At 70.4% G+C, this 14,358-nt stretch carries 13 protein-coding genes; 8 read left to right on the top strand and 5 right to left on the bottom strand.

All coding sequences use genetic code 11. The annotated features are described in order from the left end of the window. Window positions 1-31: 31 nt before the first annotated feature. The 3 genes from argH to ACFYP5_RS14035 all read left to right on the top strand — a co-directional run bounded on the left by argH (window position 32) and on the right by ACFYP5_RS14035 (window position 3,516). Window positions 32-1,459, top strand: a complete 1,428-nt coding sequence (gene argH, locus ACFYP5_RS14045; protein WP_389034829.1) for an argininosuccinate lyase — start codon at window positions 32-34, stop codon at window positions 1,457-1,459. A gap of 71 nt (window positions 1,460-1,530) precedes the next feature. Continuing rightward, entirely contained in the window at window positions 1,531-2,502 is a 972-nt protein-coding gene (locus ACFYP5_RS14040) for an aldo/keto reductase (RefSeq protein WP_389034826.1), read from the top strand. Window positions 2,503-2,616: 114 nt separating this feature from the next. Further along, on the top strand, window positions 2,617-3,516 hold the full coding sequence (locus ACFYP5_RS14035; protein ID WP_389034824.1) for a sigma-70 family RNA polymerase sigma factor: 900 nt from the start codon (window positions 2,617-2,619) through the stop codon (window positions 3,514-3,516). Window positions 3,517-3,768: 252 nt separating this feature from the next. Here the strand turns inward: ACFYP5_RS14035 and helR are convergent, their stop codons facing one another. Next, on the bottom strand, window positions 3,769-5,937 hold the full coding sequence (gene helR / locus ACFYP5_RS14030) for an RNA polymerase recycling motor ATPase HelR (protein WP_389034822.1): 2,169 nt from the start codon (window positions 5,935-5,937) through the stop codon (window positions 3,769-3,771). A gap of 191 nt (window positions 5,938-6,128) precedes the next feature. After that, window positions 6,129-7,370 (bottom strand): glycosyltransferase, encoded by a 1,242-nt coding sequence (locus tag ACFYP5_RS14025; protein WP_389034819.1) that lies wholly within the window; start codon window positions 7,368-7,370, stop codon window positions 6,129-6,131. 667 nt (window positions 7,371-8,037) lie between these two features. On the opposite strand from ACFYP5_RS14025, the gene ACFYP5_RS14020 reads away from it, so the two are divergent. After that, window positions 8,038-8,589 (top strand): TetR/AcrR family transcriptional regulator, encoded by a 552-nt coding sequence (locus ACFYP5_RS14020; protein WP_389034816.1) that lies wholly within the window; start codon window positions 8,038-8,040, stop codon window positions 8,587-8,589. Then, window positions 8,586-10,130, top strand: a complete 1,545-nt coding sequence (locus ACFYP5_RS14015) for an MFS transporter (RefSeq protein ID WP_389034814.1) — start codon at window positions 8,586-8,588, stop codon at window positions 10,128-10,130. Before ACFYP5_RS14020 ends, ACFYP5_RS14015 begins: the two co-directional genes overlap by 4 nt. Before the next feature lie 112 nt (window positions 10,131-10,242). Here the strand turns inward: ACFYP5_RS14015 and ACFYP5_RS14010 are convergent, their stop codons facing one another. Continuing rightward, entirely contained in the window at window positions 10,243-10,914 is a 672-nt protein-coding gene (locus ACFYP5_RS14010) for a lysophospholipid acyltransferase family protein (RefSeq protein ID WP_389034812.1), read from the bottom strand. A 235-nt stretch (window positions 10,915-11,149) separates the two neighbouring features. On the opposite strand from ACFYP5_RS14010, the gene ACFYP5_RS14005 reads away from it, so the two are divergent. The 3 genes from ACFYP5_RS14005 (at window position 11,150) to ACFYP5_RS13995 (ending at window position 13,523) form a co-directional block, all read left to right on the top strand. Further along, complete coding sequence (locus ACFYP5_RS14005) at window positions 11,150-12,325, top strand: glycerophosphodiester phosphodiesterase (protein WP_389034809.1); 1,176 nt, start codon at window positions 11,150-11,152, stop codon at window positions 12,323-12,325. Between the two features lie 98 nt (window positions 12,326-12,423). Then, the gene (locus ACFYP5_RS14000; protein WP_389034806.1) at window positions 12,424-12,972 is read left to right on the top strand and encodes a sigma-70 family RNA polymerase sigma factor; all 549 of its coding nucleotides are present in this window, start codon (window positions 12,424-12,426) and stop codon (window positions 12,970-12,972) included. 47 nt (window positions 12,973-13,019) lie between these two features. Next, window positions 13,020-13,523, top strand: coding sequence for a GNAT family N-acetyltransferase (locus ACFYP5_RS13995; protein WP_389034804.1), 504 nt, complete (start codon window positions 13,020-13,022; stop codon window positions 13,521-13,523). A gap of 18 nt (window positions 13,524-13,541) precedes the next feature. Here ACFYP5_RS13995 and ACFYP5_RS13990 read toward each other — a convergent pair whose 3' ends face one another. Continuing rightward, a complete protein-coding gene (locus ACFYP5_RS13990) occupies window positions 13,542-13,979 on the bottom strand; it encodes a hypothetical protein (protein WP_030968637.1) in 438 nt (145 codons plus the stop codon). 2 nt (window positions 13,980-13,981) lie between these two features. After that, entirely contained in the window at window positions 13,982-14,341 is a 360-nt protein-coding gene (locus ACFYP5_RS13985) for a hypothetical protein (RefSeq protein WP_389034802.1), read from the bottom strand. Between the last annotated feature and the right edge of the window lie 17 nt (window positions 14,342-14,358).

The raw sequence follows: 14,358 nt of genomic DNA, 5'->3' as shown, positions 1-14,358 counted from the left end.
ATCCACCCTCTTGTCTCCTGAGGAGCACGCAGTGAGCAACGGCAGCAGCAACGTACGCCTCTGGGGCGCCCGCTTCGCCGACGGTCCGGCCGAGGCGCTCGCGAAGCTGTCCGCCTCCGTCCACTTCGACTGGCGGCTCGCGCCGTACGACATCGCCGGCTCCCGTGCCCACGCGCGCGTCCTCAACAAGGCCGGGCTGCTCACCGAGGACGAGCTGACCCGCATGATCGCCGGTCTCGACCAGCTCGAAGCCGATGTCGCCGACGGGTCGTTCACCGGCACCATCGCCGACGAGGACGTCCACACTGCGCTGGAGCGTGGACTGCTGGAGCGTCTCGGCCCGGATCTCGGCGGCAAGCTGCGCGCCGGCCGGTCCCGCAACGACCAGGTCGCCACGCTCTTCCGGATGTACCTGCGTGACCACGCCCGGATCATCGGCGGGCTGATCGCGGAGCTCCAGGACGCGCTGGTGGGCCTCGCCGAGGCCCACCCGGACGTCGCCATGCCGGGCCGTACGCATCTCCAGCACGCCCAGCCCGTCCTCTTCGCCCACCACGTCCTGGCCCACGTGCAGCCGCTGTCCCGGGACGCCGAGCGGCTGCGGCAGTGGGACGAGCGGACGGCCGTGTCCCCGTACGGCTCCGGCGCGCTGGCCGGCTCCTCGCTCGGCCTCGACCCGGAGGCGGTCGCCGCGGACCTCGGTTTCGAGCACGGTTCCGTCGCCAACTCCATCGACGGCACGGCCTCCCGCGACTTCGTCGCCGAGTTCGCGTTCATCACCGCGATGATCGGCGTCAACCTCTCCCGGATCGCGGAAGAGATCATCATCTGGAACACGAAGGAGTTCTCCTTCGTCACCCTGCACGACGCCTTCTCCACCGGCTCCTCGATCATGCCGCAGAAGAAGAACCCGGACATCGCCGAGCTCGCCCGCGGCAAGTCCGGCCGGCTGATCGGCAATCTGACCGGCCTGATGGCCACGCTCAAGGCCCTCCCGCTCGCGTACAACCGCGATCTCCAGGAGGACAAGGAGCCGGTCTTCGACTCCTGCGACCAGCTCGAGGTCCTGCTGCCCGCCTTCACCGGCATGATGGCGACGCTCACCGTCAACCGCGAGCGGATGGAGGAGCTCGCCCCGGCCGGTTTCTCGCTCGCCACTGACATCGCCGAGTGGCTGGTCAAGCAGGGCGTCCCGTTCCGCGTCGCGCACGAGGTCGCGGGCGAGTGCGTCAAGGAGTGCGAGCAGCACGGCATCGAGCTCGACGAGCTCACCGACGAGCAGTTCGCGAAGATCTCCGAGCACCTCACCCCCGAGGTCCGTACGGTCCTCAACGTGCCGGGGGCGCTCGCCGCCCGTGACGGACGCGGCGGCACGGCCCCATCGGCCGTCGCCGTACAGCTCGCCGAGATCAAGAACGACCTGGCGGCACAGCACGCGTGGGCCACCGCCCGTCAGTAGCTCACGGGAACGGCATCGCGGGCTACGTTGGTCGGGACGGAGTTACGGACCCGACCCACGAGGAGCCCGCGATGCCCTTCGCCCGCCTGGCCTCAGCGACGACCCCGACCGCCCATATCGGGCTCGGCCTGGCCGCGGTCGGCAGGCCCGCCTACATCAATCTCCACCGCGACCGGGACCTGCCCGGCACCCGCGGCGTCGAGGCACTGCGCGAGCACACCCATGAACTTCTCGACGCCGCCTATGCGCAGGGCGTCCGCTACTTCGACGTCGCCCGCTCCTACGGCCGCGCCGAGGAGTTCCTCGGCGACTGGCTGACCGCCCGCCCGGATGTGCGCGACGTCGTCATCGGCAGCAAATGGGGCTACACCTACACCGCCGACTGGAGCGTCGACGCCGAGGCGCACGAGGTCAAGGACCACAGCCTCGCCACCTTCGAACGCCAGCGTGCCGAGACCGCGGCACTGTTGGGCGACCGGCTCGACCTCTACCAGATCCACTCCGTGACAGCCGACAGTCCGGCCCTCACCGACAAGGAACTGCACGAGCGGCTCGCCGCCCTCGCCGCCGACGGGGTGACCGTCGGCCTGTCCACCAGCGGCCCCGGCCAGGCGGACGCCATCCGCGCCGCCCTGGCCGTCACCGTCGACGGCGAGCCCCTCTTCCGTACGGTCCAGGCCACCTACAACGCCCTGGAGACGTCGGCCGGACAGGCGCTCACCGAGGCGCATGACGCCGGGCTCACCGTGATCGTCAAGGAAGCGATGGCCAACGGCCGGCTCGCCGGAACGGACGCTCCCGCCGTCGTCCGGGAGATCGCTGCCGAGGCGGGCCTCGGCAGCGACGCGGTCGCGCTGGCGCTGATCCTGCACCAGCCGTGGGCCGGCGTCGTCCTCTCCGGCGCGGCGACCGTCACCCAGCTCGTCGGCAACCTCCACGCCCCCGTCCTCGACCTCGACGAGCAGCGGCGGGAACGGTTGGACGCGCTGGTGGAGGAGCCGGAGGCGTACTGGCGCCACCGCGCCGGGCTGCCCTGGAGCTGACCGGCGAAGCGCGCCCCGATTCCTTGATCCCCGGATCCTCCTCACATCGGCGTGTCACATCGTTCTCGTTCGATCCGTCAGTGCAGTGACGGAACATGACGGAGGAATGGACCTGTGGACGAGAACGAGTTTCTGGCGGAACGCTTCGAGGAGAACCGGACCCGTCTGAAGGCCGTGGCTTACCGGATGCTCGGTTCACAGACCGAGGCGGACGACGCCGTGCAGGAAGCCTGGATCCGGCTAGGCCGCTCCGACGACCGGCAGATCGAGAACCTGAGCGGCTGGCTGACCACGGTCGTCGGCCGGGTCTGCCTGGACATGCTGCGCTCGCGACGGTCCCGGCGCGAGGAGTCCCTGGAGACGCATCAGGCGAGTGCCGGCGTACCCGAGCCGGTTCTCGGCCCGCAGTCCGGAAGCGACCCCGAACAACAGGCGCTCGTCGCCGACTCGGTGGGGCTGGCGCTGCTCGTGGTCCTGGAGACCCTGGACCCCGCCGAACGGCTCGCCTTCGTGCTCCACGACATGTTCGCGGTGCCGTTCGACGAGATCGGTCGCATCGTGGACCGGACCCCGGCCGCGGCCCGGCAGCTCGCCAGCCGGGCTCGTCGCCGCGTCCAGGGTGTGGACCGGGTGCCGGACTCCGGTCTCGCCCGCAAGCGTGAGGTCGTCGACGCTTTCCTGGCGGCCGCCCGGGGCGGTGACTTCGAGGCGCTCGTCGCCGTGCTCGACCCGGACGTGGTGGCACGGTCCGACGGCGGCGCCGGTGGCGTCGGCGCTCCGTCCGTGGTGCGCGGGGCCGCTTCGGTCGCCCGCCAGGCGATCATGTTCGCGCCGTTCGCGCAGTCGTCCCGGATGGCACTGGTCGACGGGGCCCCGGCAGTCATCTCGGTCCGCGACGGGCAGCGGTTCTCGGTCATGCGCTTCACGATCGAGCGTGACAGGGTCGTCGAGCTGTACGTGGTCAACGATCCGGCCCGCCTTCCCGAGCTGGATCTGACCGTCCTCGGTGACTGACGACGACGGCCGGGCAGGACCGGGCTGTACCGGTCAAGGCCGGGCTGGACCGGCCAGGACCGGGGCGGGGGTCAGCTCCCGCTCCGGCCCGCACCAACTGCGCCGGCGCGTCGAAGTCCGCCGGCCCGAGGCCGGTCCACGGGTGGATCCGGTACAGCAGTGCCGCGCCCTGTCCGACCCGGTCCCGCTCGGTGATCTCGTCGTCGGCCCGGGCGAAGTCGTCGGCCCGGGCCGACGGCCGCCCGGGCGAGGTCAGGAGCTCGTGAGGATGACGAGTTGCTGGGTCGCTCGAGTCATCGCGACATAGCGGTCGACCGCTCCTTCGATGCCCTCGCCGAACTCCTCCGGGTCGATGAGGACGACCAGGTCGAACTCGAGCCCCTTCGACAGCTCCGGAGTCAGCGACCGGACACGGGACGTCGTCCGGAACGTCGGATCGCCGATGACGCACGCGATCCCTTCGGCATGTGCGGCGAGCCAGGTGTCGAGGATCGAGCTCAGATCTGAAACGGACCCGTGTACGACGGGAACGCCGCTGCTGCGGATGGAGGCCGGCACGTTGGCGTCCGGGAGCACGGCCCGGATGACCGGCTCGGCTTCCGCCATGACTTCTTCCGGCGTCCGGTAGTTGATGCTCAGGGAGGCCAGGCTGATCCGGTCGAGTCCGATCCGCTCGAGCCGTTCCTGCCATGACTCCGTGAACCCGTGCCTGGCCTGGGCACGGTCCCCGACGATGGTGAAGCTCCGGGACGGGCACCGCACCAGCAGCATCTGCCACTCCGCGTCGGTCAGTTCCTGAGCCTCGTCCACGACGATGTGCGCGAACGGGCCGGCGAGCAGGTCCGGGTCGACGGTGGTCAGTTCGGACTCGTCGACCAGGCTGACCTGGGCGTCCTCGCCGCGCAGCATCGTCACCAGGCCTTCGCCCTCGTCACCGTCGGCGCCGGAGTTGGACACGGCCTCGATCAGGCTGTCGACGACCTGGGTCATGCGCTCGCGCTGGGCGGCGAGGATGGCCTTGTGCCGACGCTCGCGCCGCGCGGCCTCCGGGTCGCCGAGCCGCTGCCGTGCCGCGTCCAGGAGCGGCAGGTCGGACACGGTCCAGGCCTGGGCGTCCCCGCGCTGCAGCTTCCGGACGTCGTCGGGGCCGAGCCAGGGAGCGCACATCCGCAGATAGGCGGGTACCGACCACAGGTCTCCGACGAGGTCAGCCGCTTCGAGCAGCGGCCACGCGCGGTCGAAGGTCGTGAGCAGTTCCCTGTTCTGCCGCAGCGACTTGCGGAGCAGGTCGGCCGAGACGTCTCCGTCGTGCTTGTCCACCAGGATCGTGAGCAGCTCCTCCCAGACCTGGTCGCGTGCCTCGTTGTGCGGAGTACCGGGTTCCGCCGCCTCGAACGCCACGGCCCAGTCGTCGGCGCTCAGCCAGATGTCGGACCAGTGGGTCGTGACCGTCATTCCCTTGGTGGGCGGCTCCTCATAGAACCTGACGGTCGTCTCGATCCCCTTCACCAGGTTCGCGGACGACTTCAGGGCGGCCACGTCCGGGTCGGCCTCGACCGCCGCTGCGGCTCCCTCGGTGACGAGGTCCCGCAGGGTGCAGGTCTGCACGCCCTCCTCGCCGAGGCTGGGGAGGACGTCGGCCACGTAGGCCAGGTAGGGCCGGTGCGGGCCGACGAACAGCACACCGCCCCGTCGGTGACCGAGGCGAGGGTCGGAGTAGAGGAGGTAGGCGGAGCGGTGCAGAGCGACGACGGTCTTGCCCGTACCCGGGCCGCCGTCGACGACGAGAGCGCCGCGGGATCCCGCACGGATGATGGCGTCCTGGTCGGCCTGGATGGTGCCGAGCACGTCTCGCATCCGTGCCGACCTGTTGCTGCCCAGGCTGGCGATGAAGGCGGACTGGTCGTCGAGCGCGGCGTGCCCGGCGAACCCGTCCGAGGTGAAGACCTCGTCCCAGTAGTCGCTGATCCGGCCGCGGGTCCAGCGATACCTGCGGCGGCTTGCCAGACCCATCGGGTTGGCATGGGTGGCTCCGAAGAACGGTTCGGCCGCGGGGGAGCGCCAGTCGAGCAGCAGCCGACGGCCCGTGCTGTCCGTAAGGCCGAGTCGTCCGACGTACACCGGCTCGGAGCTGTCCGCGCCGACCATGTGTCCGAGGCACAGGTCGAGGCCGAAGCGACGCAGTGCGCGCAGGCGAGTGGTCAGCCGGTGGATCTCCGCGTCCCGGTCCATCGCCTGCCGGCCCACGCCGCCGGGAGCCCTGCGTTCGGCATCGAGGCGGTCGGACAGTTCGGTGATCGCCTGCTCAAGGCTCTCCGCGAGGGCCGCGAAGTGCTGCTCGTCACCGGCGATCAGCGCCGGGTCGGCCTTGGGGGAGAGGTGGTCGGGAAGGTCAAACACGCTGGTGGTCAGCGGGTTCACGTAATCGGCTCCGATCTGAGGTCGCTCGCGACCATGTGCGTGTGGCAAGGCGTCTGGACTGGCCTGACGATTCGGGTGGCCATGACGAGCAACGCTCCGCCCGGCGTGGACCCGTGGCCGTTGTCGGCCGAGGTCGTCAGGGTTTGCGGGTTCGTGTGTTCCGGGTCCTGGCTCGGTGATCCCCGCGTGGTTCACACGGGCATCGGCGCTCCTTCCCGGCTGATCGTGTCGAGCAGCAGCTTCGCGGCCACCGTCACGCCGTCGGTGCGGATCGTGCGGGCCACGGCGCTCGCTCGGGTGCGGGTCTCAGGTGTCAGGGCCGTCCTGAGCGCGGCGGACAGGGACTCGGTGGTCGGGACAGGACCGTCGTGTGCCGCGCCGACGCCCAGGTCGGCGACCCGGCCGGCCCAGTACGGCTGGTCCGCCGACTGGGGTACCACCACCTGAGGCGCGCCGGCCCGGGCGGCCGTCGTCGTCGTGCCCGCGCCGCCGTGGTGCACGACGGCGGCCACCCGGCCGAACAGTTTCTGCTGGTTGACCTCGCCGACGACGAAGCAGTCGTCCTGGTCGTCGACCAGGGCCAGGCCGGCCCAGCCGCGGGAGGCGAGTACGCGGCGGCCCTGCGCACGGACCGCCTCGACGGCCACCTGGGCGACGTCCTTCGAGGCGCGCATGGGCATGCTGCCGAAGCCCACGTACACCGGTGGTTCGCCGGCCTCGAGGAACGCTTCCAGGCCGTCGGGGAGAGGGCGTTCGTCCGGCAGGATCCACGCGCCGGTCTGCACGACGTCGAGGTCCGGCGTCTCCTGCCACGGGTCCAGTGCCGGGTCCGTCGCCAGCCACGGCTGGTCGCCGATGACGTAGTCGCGGACATTGCCCACCGGGGGCAGGCCGATCGACGCCCGGTTGACGTTGAGCGCCTCACCGAACAGCGCATTGATGTTCTGGACGTCCAGGTCCCACAGCACCCGGTTGTCGGTCACGTCCGGCGGGAACGGCCGGCCCGGATAGGCCAGCGGCGGGTGGTGCGGCGACGGCAGGGTGAGCTGCTGGAAGGTCACGGACACCGAGCGGATGCCCAGTTTCTCGGCCACCGACCGAGCGCCGGCCGCGGCCGGCATCGCGCCGGTCGCCACCAGCACGTCACACCCCTCGGCCGCCGCGGTGACCGCGGCGAACTGACTGGTGATCAACTCGGCGGCGCGCCGGGGCAGGTCCGCCGACGACGGCGCCGCCGCCGCGGTCGTCAGCGCGCGCGCCGACCGGCCGACGGGCACCATCGGCACGTCGACATCGGCCAGCCGCCGCGCGAAGTCCTCGTCCGGCGGCGCGCACACCCGCACCTCCGCGCCGAGTGCCCGCAACTGCACCGCGAGTCCCACCAGCGGTTCGACGTCCCCGCGCGACCCATACGTAGACAGCAACACACGCACTTCGTGACTCTCCCGATTCCGTCGGTTCCGGCTTCGGCCGCCGATTCTGCGGCATGACCAGGGCCTTGCCGCAAGGCCCCCCATGCGCTATACGTTGAGAGTGGAAAGGAGCGGGTACTCCCCCTTTCCCCCTTCCTCGTCCGCTGCGGACGGACAACTTCCTCGGGAAGCGCCGCGTCTTGTACGGCACTGTCGGCCCAGGAGGATTCCCACGGGCCTACGGATGCAGCCGCGGAACGAGAAGTCCTTCACGCATTTCACGAGTCACCGGCGGCCGGCTCTGCACGGGCCACAGGGCGGCCATCAGCCCGAGGCTCTCCGCCCGTCCGGTGGATGCCTGCGACCCGGGCCATGAAGCGGTCGGCGCGTGGAGGCGCGACGGCGCGCGAACCGGTGAATCGCGGACTCGCCCGGTCACGACGTGCCGCAGACGGTCCCGCCGGAACTTAGGGTCGCCCGCATGACGACCATCGACCTGGCAGGCATCAGCCGGCGCGGCAAGCCGAGGTCGGCCGCGACCGTGGTGCCGCGGCTGACCCGCATCTCACTCTTTCCGGTGCCCTGAAGCCGCCCCGGCGTCCGGATCGGTGCCGGCGACCAGCGCCGCGCACCGGGGAACCCGATCAAGAATGAGACGATGGTGTCTCATTTGGGTTATAGTTGTCTCATGACTGTCGACCGCGAGCAGGTGCTGCGCAGCGCCGCCGCTCTGCTGACCCGTAAATCGACCGCCACCATGGATGAGGTCGCCAAGGCCGCGGGCATCGGACGCGCCACCCTGCACCGGCACTTCGCCGGACGCGATGCCCTGGTCAGAGCGCTGGAGAACCTGGGGATCCAGGAGTTCGAAGCGGCCCTGGACGCCGCCGCGCTCGACGAAGGCCCCGCGGAGCAGGCACTGCGCCGGCTGATCGCGGCTGTCGAACCGAGCGCCGGACTGCTGTCCTTCCTCGTCACCGAGAACCAGCTCTTCGAGGGCGACGAGGTGAACGAGGGCTGGAACCGGCTTGACGCGCGGGTCTCCGCCTTTTTCCGGCGCGGTCAGGAGCGCGGCGAGTTCCGGATCGACCTGACCCCCGCCTGGCTGACCGAGGCCCTGTACGGGCTCGTCTCCACCGGCGCCTGGGCCGTCCAGGCGGGCCGGGTCGCCGGACAGGACTTCCAATTCATGATCGTCGAGTTGTTGCTCGGCGGAGCACGCCGGAGCGTGGAGCAATGACCAGCATCGAACAGCACGCGAAGACCTCGGACGAGCTGCGCCGCCCCGGACGGTGGATCGCGCTGGCGGTGCTCGTCCTCGCCGTGCTGCTGGTGGCCATCGACGCCACGGTCCTGGGCCTTGCGACGCCGTTCCTCACCGAGGACCTCGAGCCGACCGGCACCCAGCTGCTCTGGATCGGCGACGTCTACTCGTTCGTCATCGCCGGGCTCCTGGTCTCCATGGGCAGCCTCGGTGACCGCATCGGCCGCAAGAAGCTGCTGCTGAGCGGCGCCACCGCGTTCGGCGCGGTCTCCGTGCTCAACGCGTACGCGAGCAGCCCCGAGACGATGATCCTGGCGCGGGCGCTGCTCGGCGTCGCGGGCGCCACCTTGATGCCGTCCACCCTCGCCCTGATCCGCAACCTCTTCAACGACCCGCGCGAGCGCTCACTGGCCATCGGCATCTGGGGTGCCGCGGCCTCCGCGGGCGCGGCCGTCGGCCCGGTCGTCGGCGGGTTCCTGCTGGAGCACTTCTGGTGGGGGTCGGTCTTCCTGATCAACCTGCCGGTGATGGCGGTCCTCGTGGTCGTCGGCATCCGGATGATCCCCGAGTCGAGGAACCCGGCGCCGGGCCCCTGGGACCTGATGAGCGTCGCGCTCTCCCTGGTCGGCATGATCGGGGTCGTGTACGCCATCAAGGATCTGGCCGCGCACGGGGCGAGCTGGGAGGTCGCCGTCGCGGGTATCGGCGGCGCGACCGCGCTCTGGTGGTTCGTACGCAGGCAGCTCAAGCTGCCGGATCCGCTGCTGGACATGCGGCTGTTCCACCACCGGGGTTTCTCGGGCGCGGTCCTCGCCGATCTGCTGACCATCCTCGGCCTGTCCGGGCTGGTCTTCTTCCTCTCCCAGTTCCTGCAACTGGTCCAGGGGCGCGGCCCGCTGGAGGCCGGACTCGCCGAGCTGCCGGCCGCCGTCGGCGCGGTGACCTGCGGTCTGATCGCCGGTCGGGCCGCCCGCCGGTTCACGGTCCGGTTCGTGGTGTCCGCCGGGCTCGCGGCAGTCGGCCTCTCGCTCGCCGCCGTCACCTTCGTCCACCAGGAGACCGGCTATCCACTGATCGGCCTTCTGTTGCTGGTCGTCGGCATCGGCGCGGGCTTCGCCTTCACCGTGACCTCGGACGTGATCCTCTCCAGCGTCCCGAAGGAGCACGCGGGCTCCGCGTCCGCGGTCTCCGAGACGGCGTACGAACTCGGCGCGGCCCTCGGCATCGCCCTGCTCGGCTCCATCGTCACCGGCGTCTACCAGGACTTCGTCACCCCGCACGGCGTCCCGGCCGATGCCGCCGCGGCGGCTCACGAATCCCTGGGCGGCGCCGTCGAATCGGCCCACGGCCTCCCGGCGGAGCAGGCGCACGCACTGGTCTCGGCGGCACAGGACTCGTTCGTCGACGGGTTGCACATCGCCTCGGGCATCGGCGCGGTGGTCCTGATCGCGACAGCGGCCGCCGCCTGGTTCCTGCTGCGCGGCCAGGCGCTGGAGGAGGAGATCGAGCATCCGTAGATCCGCCCGCGAGCTGCCGCGCCTTCGGCCGTACGAGTGGTTGTGAGATACGGAAGGGCCCGTACCGCCAAGCGGGGTACGGGCCCTTCGGATGTCCTGCGGATCCGCCCGATCAGGCGGCCTTCGCCTTCGTCGCATACATGTCGACGTACTCCTGGCCGGAGAGCCGCATCACTTCGGCCATCACGGAGTCCGTCACCGCCCGCAGCACGTAGCGGTCGCGGTCCATGCCCTCGTATCGGGAGAACTCCATCGGCTCACCGAACCGGACCGTCACCTTGCCGGGCCTGGGCAGGCCCGCACCACCTGGCTGCAGCTTGTCCGTGCCGATCATCGCGAACGGCACCACCGGCGCGCCCGTCATCAGTGTCAGCCGCGCGATGCCCGTACGGCCCCGGTAGAGCCGCCCGTCGGGGGAGCGGGTGCCCTCCGGATAGATGGCGAAGGCCTTGCCCTGCTCCAGCACCCGACGGCCCGTCATCAGCGCCGCGACACCGCCGCGTCCGCCGTCCCGGTCCACCGGGATCATGCCGCAGCCGGTGAAGAACCAGGCCATCATCCGGCCCTTGATTCCCTTGCCCGTCACGTACTCGTCCTTGCCGATGTAGAACACCGGCCGGTCGCAGCAGATCGGCATGATCATCGAGTCGATGAACGTCAGATGGTTGCCCGCGAGGATCACCGGACCGTCTCCGGGGATGTTCTTCACGCCTTCCACCTGGGGGCGGAACATCAGGCGCAAGAGCGGTCCGAGCACTGCCTTGATGAGTGCGTGTCGGGACAACGGTTCCTCCGGTGTAGTGGCCAGGGCCGGCCGAGGTACGGGATCGTGACGGTATATGCAGGTGAGGACGATACTCGCGGGTACTCGCTGATCGCACATCGGGTTCATCGAGTGGATACACGGTGTTGACGTGTGTTTCCGCCATGTTCGTCCACGGGCTGCCACGCGGATGGCGCAGTTCCCTACGATCGGGCCTCGCTCGACGGTGCCACACATCACATGCGAGGGAGCAGTCATGACAGAGCGTGCGCAGGCGAACCCCGGTCGGCGGACCGTCCTGGGAGCGGGTGCGGCCGTCCTGGGGGCGGCCGCCCTCGGACTGCCGGGCACGGCGAACGCCGCCGAGAACACGGCCGGGTCCGTCGACGGACGGTCCGGCGGCCACGGCCACCGGCTGGACCTGCCGGTGCCGACCGTCATCGGGCACCGTGGTACCAGCGGCTACCGTCCCGAGCACACCCTCGGCTCGTACCAGCTGGCGCTCGACATGGGTGCGCACATCATCGAGCAGGACCTGGTACCCACGAAGGACGGCCACCTCGTCTGCCGTCACGAGAACGACATAACCGCCACCACCGATGTCTCCGCGCACCCCGAGTTCGCGAGCCGCAGGACGACCAAGACCGTCGACGGCGTCTCCCTCACCGGCTGGTTCACCGAGGACTTCACCCTCGCCGAGCTGAAGACGCTCCGCGCCAAGGAGCGCATCCCCGGAAACCGCCAGAAGAACACGCTCTACGACGGGCGCTGGGAGGTCCCCACCTTCGAGGAGGTGCTCCAGTGGGCCGACCGTGAGGGCCGCAGGCGCGGGAAGCAGGTCTGGCTGTACGTCGAGACGAAGCACCCCACCTACTTCCGCGGCCTCGGCCTCGGACTGGAGGAGCCGCTCGCCAAGCTGCTGCGCCGCTACGACCGCCACCGCAAGCAGTCGCCGCTCATCCTCCAGTCCTTCGAGCCCACCAGCATCCAGCGGCTGGCGAAGCTCGTCGCCACCCCGCGTGTCGTCCTGCTCTCCGGTGCGGGATCGAAGCCCTGGGACTTCGTGGCGACCGGTGACCCGCGCACCGTCGACGATCTCGTGAAGCCCACGGGGCTGACGTGGCTGGCGTCCTTCGCGCAGGGCATCGGCCCCACCCTGGACCTGATCATCCCCAAGGACGCGTCGGGCCGGCTCGCCACGCCGACCACCCTGGTGAAGGACGCGCACGCGCAGGGCCTGATCCTGCACCCGTACACCATGCGCAACGAGAACACCTTCCTGCCCGCCGACTTCAGGCGCGGTACGGACCCCAACGCGTACGGCGACGCATTCGGCGCGTTCCAGACGTACTTCGCGACGGGCATCGACGGCATCTTCTCCGACAACCCGGACACGGCTCTGCTCGCCGCGGCCGACTTCACCGGGAACTGACTCCGCCGCGCACGTCAGCACCCGGCCGGGCATGCCCCGGTCGGGTGGTGCGTCCCGCGGACGGCAACCGCCGTCCGCCGGTCCACGTCGGGTGAGGTATGACGCTACTCGCAGACGCCGGCGCCCAGGCTCCCGCCGCCGTGGTCCACGCCCTGTACCCCCTCGTCAGCGCCGAGGCGACGGCCGAGGCGAGCGACGCGGCGGCGGGCGCGGCCGTCGAACCCGCCGATCTCGAACAGGCTGTCTGGCTGCGGCTGCTGGAGCTGCTCGCGGATCAGCGACCTCCGGCGGACCCGGCGCGCTGGGTCCGTGACACCGTACGGGCGGAGGTGCGCCGTGCTCGCCGTACCGCCCGGCGCGAACGTCCCTACGCCGACGAGACCATCGCGGAGCCTGCCCGCAGCCCCGAGCGGTTGGCGGTCGGCGCCGACGAACGCAGGGTGCTGCACGCCGCGGTGGGCCGACTGCCGGGGCGGTGCGCCGGACTGCTCGCCGCGATGCTCGCTCCGGGCGACCCCACCTACCGGGAGATCGCAGGGAAGTTGGGTATGTCACAAGGCAGTTTGGGTCCGATCCGTTCCCGATGCCTTGGATGTCTGCGCAGAATGCTCGCGGCGGAGGTTGTCGTTCCTGAACTGCGGGGATAGGAGCTCTTAGGCAACCGGCGGATCAGGTGAGCGGGAGGCATGCACACATGGGCATGAGTGTGATCATCTCGGCGGCGACGACAGAGGACGCCGAACAGATCTTGAAGCTCCAGTACCTCAGCTTTCAGAGCGAGGCGGAGCTGTACGGGAACTACCGGATCGACCCGCTTGTGCAGACTCTCGAATCGGTCCGTGACGAACTGACCGCGAATCTGGTGTTCGTGGCGCGGCTCGGGGACGAAGTAGTCGGCGCGGTACGCGGATCCATTGATCCGGACGGCACCGGGCAGATAGCCAAGCTCTGCGTCCACCCCCGGCTCCAGGGGCACGGCCTCGGCGCCCGGCTGTTGCGGGCCGCCGAGTCCGCGCTCGCGGACGAGCAGTCGGCCACCCGCTTCCGGCTGCACACCGGGCACCGCAGCGAGACCAACCTGCGGCTCTACCGGCGGGCGGGTTACGCCCCCGTGGGCAACGCGACCGGTCAGGACGGTATCCGGCTCATCCTGCTGGAGAAGGACGCCGCCGCGCGGGCCTACGTCGCCAGCGCCTGACCGGCGACGAAGCGGACGTCACACGTTCTTGGCGCGACGCAGCCAGATCATCCCGGTGACCGGCAGGATCACCGGGATGAACAGGTAGTCCCGGCCCAGATACGACCAGACGGTGGCGTCCGCGAAGGCCGACGGTTCGACCAGGGTCCACGTACCGACGAGAAGGACGCCCGCGAGCTCGGCGGCGCAGCACACCAGCGCCGTCCTGCGGGCCTTCTCGCCGCCGCGGACCAGCGAGTACGTGATGAAGCCGTACACCAGAGCGGCGACGGCCGACAGCACGTAGGCGAGCGGCGCCCTGCCGAAGTCCAGGATCATCTGGACGATCGAGCGGGAGGCGGCCGCGACGGTGAACACCCCGTAGAACCAGACGAGTACGCGGCCGGGGCCGGTCCCCAGCTCGAACCGGGCCTTCTGCCCGGATGCGGAACCGGATGTGGTGTCGGTCTCGGTCACGGTCAGCTTCCCCAGATGTCGTAGAGCCGTACCTGCAGAACGGCCAGCACGACCGCGCCCGCCGCCACCGTCACCGAACCCCATCGGGTCCGCTCGGTCAGCGACAGGAAACCTGCCGCGGGCACGGCGGCGAACGCCCCGACCAGATAGCAGATGAAGATCGTCATGCCCTGGTCCGGCCGCTCGCCCCGGGCGAGCTGCACGATCCCCACCACCAGTTGGGCCAGCGCCAGCAGCGACACCACGGCCATGCCGATGAAGTGCCAGTCCTTGGTCGGCTGGTCCCGGTAGGCGGCGAAACCGCACCAGGCGGCGAGGGCGAGCGCGGTCACGGAGACCGTGATCGTCAGGGCGTCAAGCATGAGCCGAGGGTATTACG

Source organism: Streptomyces sp. NPDC005262, from assembly GCF_042872425.1.
GTDB lineage: Bacteria > Actinomycetota > Actinomycetes > Streptomycetales > Streptomycetaceae > Streptomyces.
This window is presented reverse-complemented; position numbering and strand designations above follow the sequence as displayed.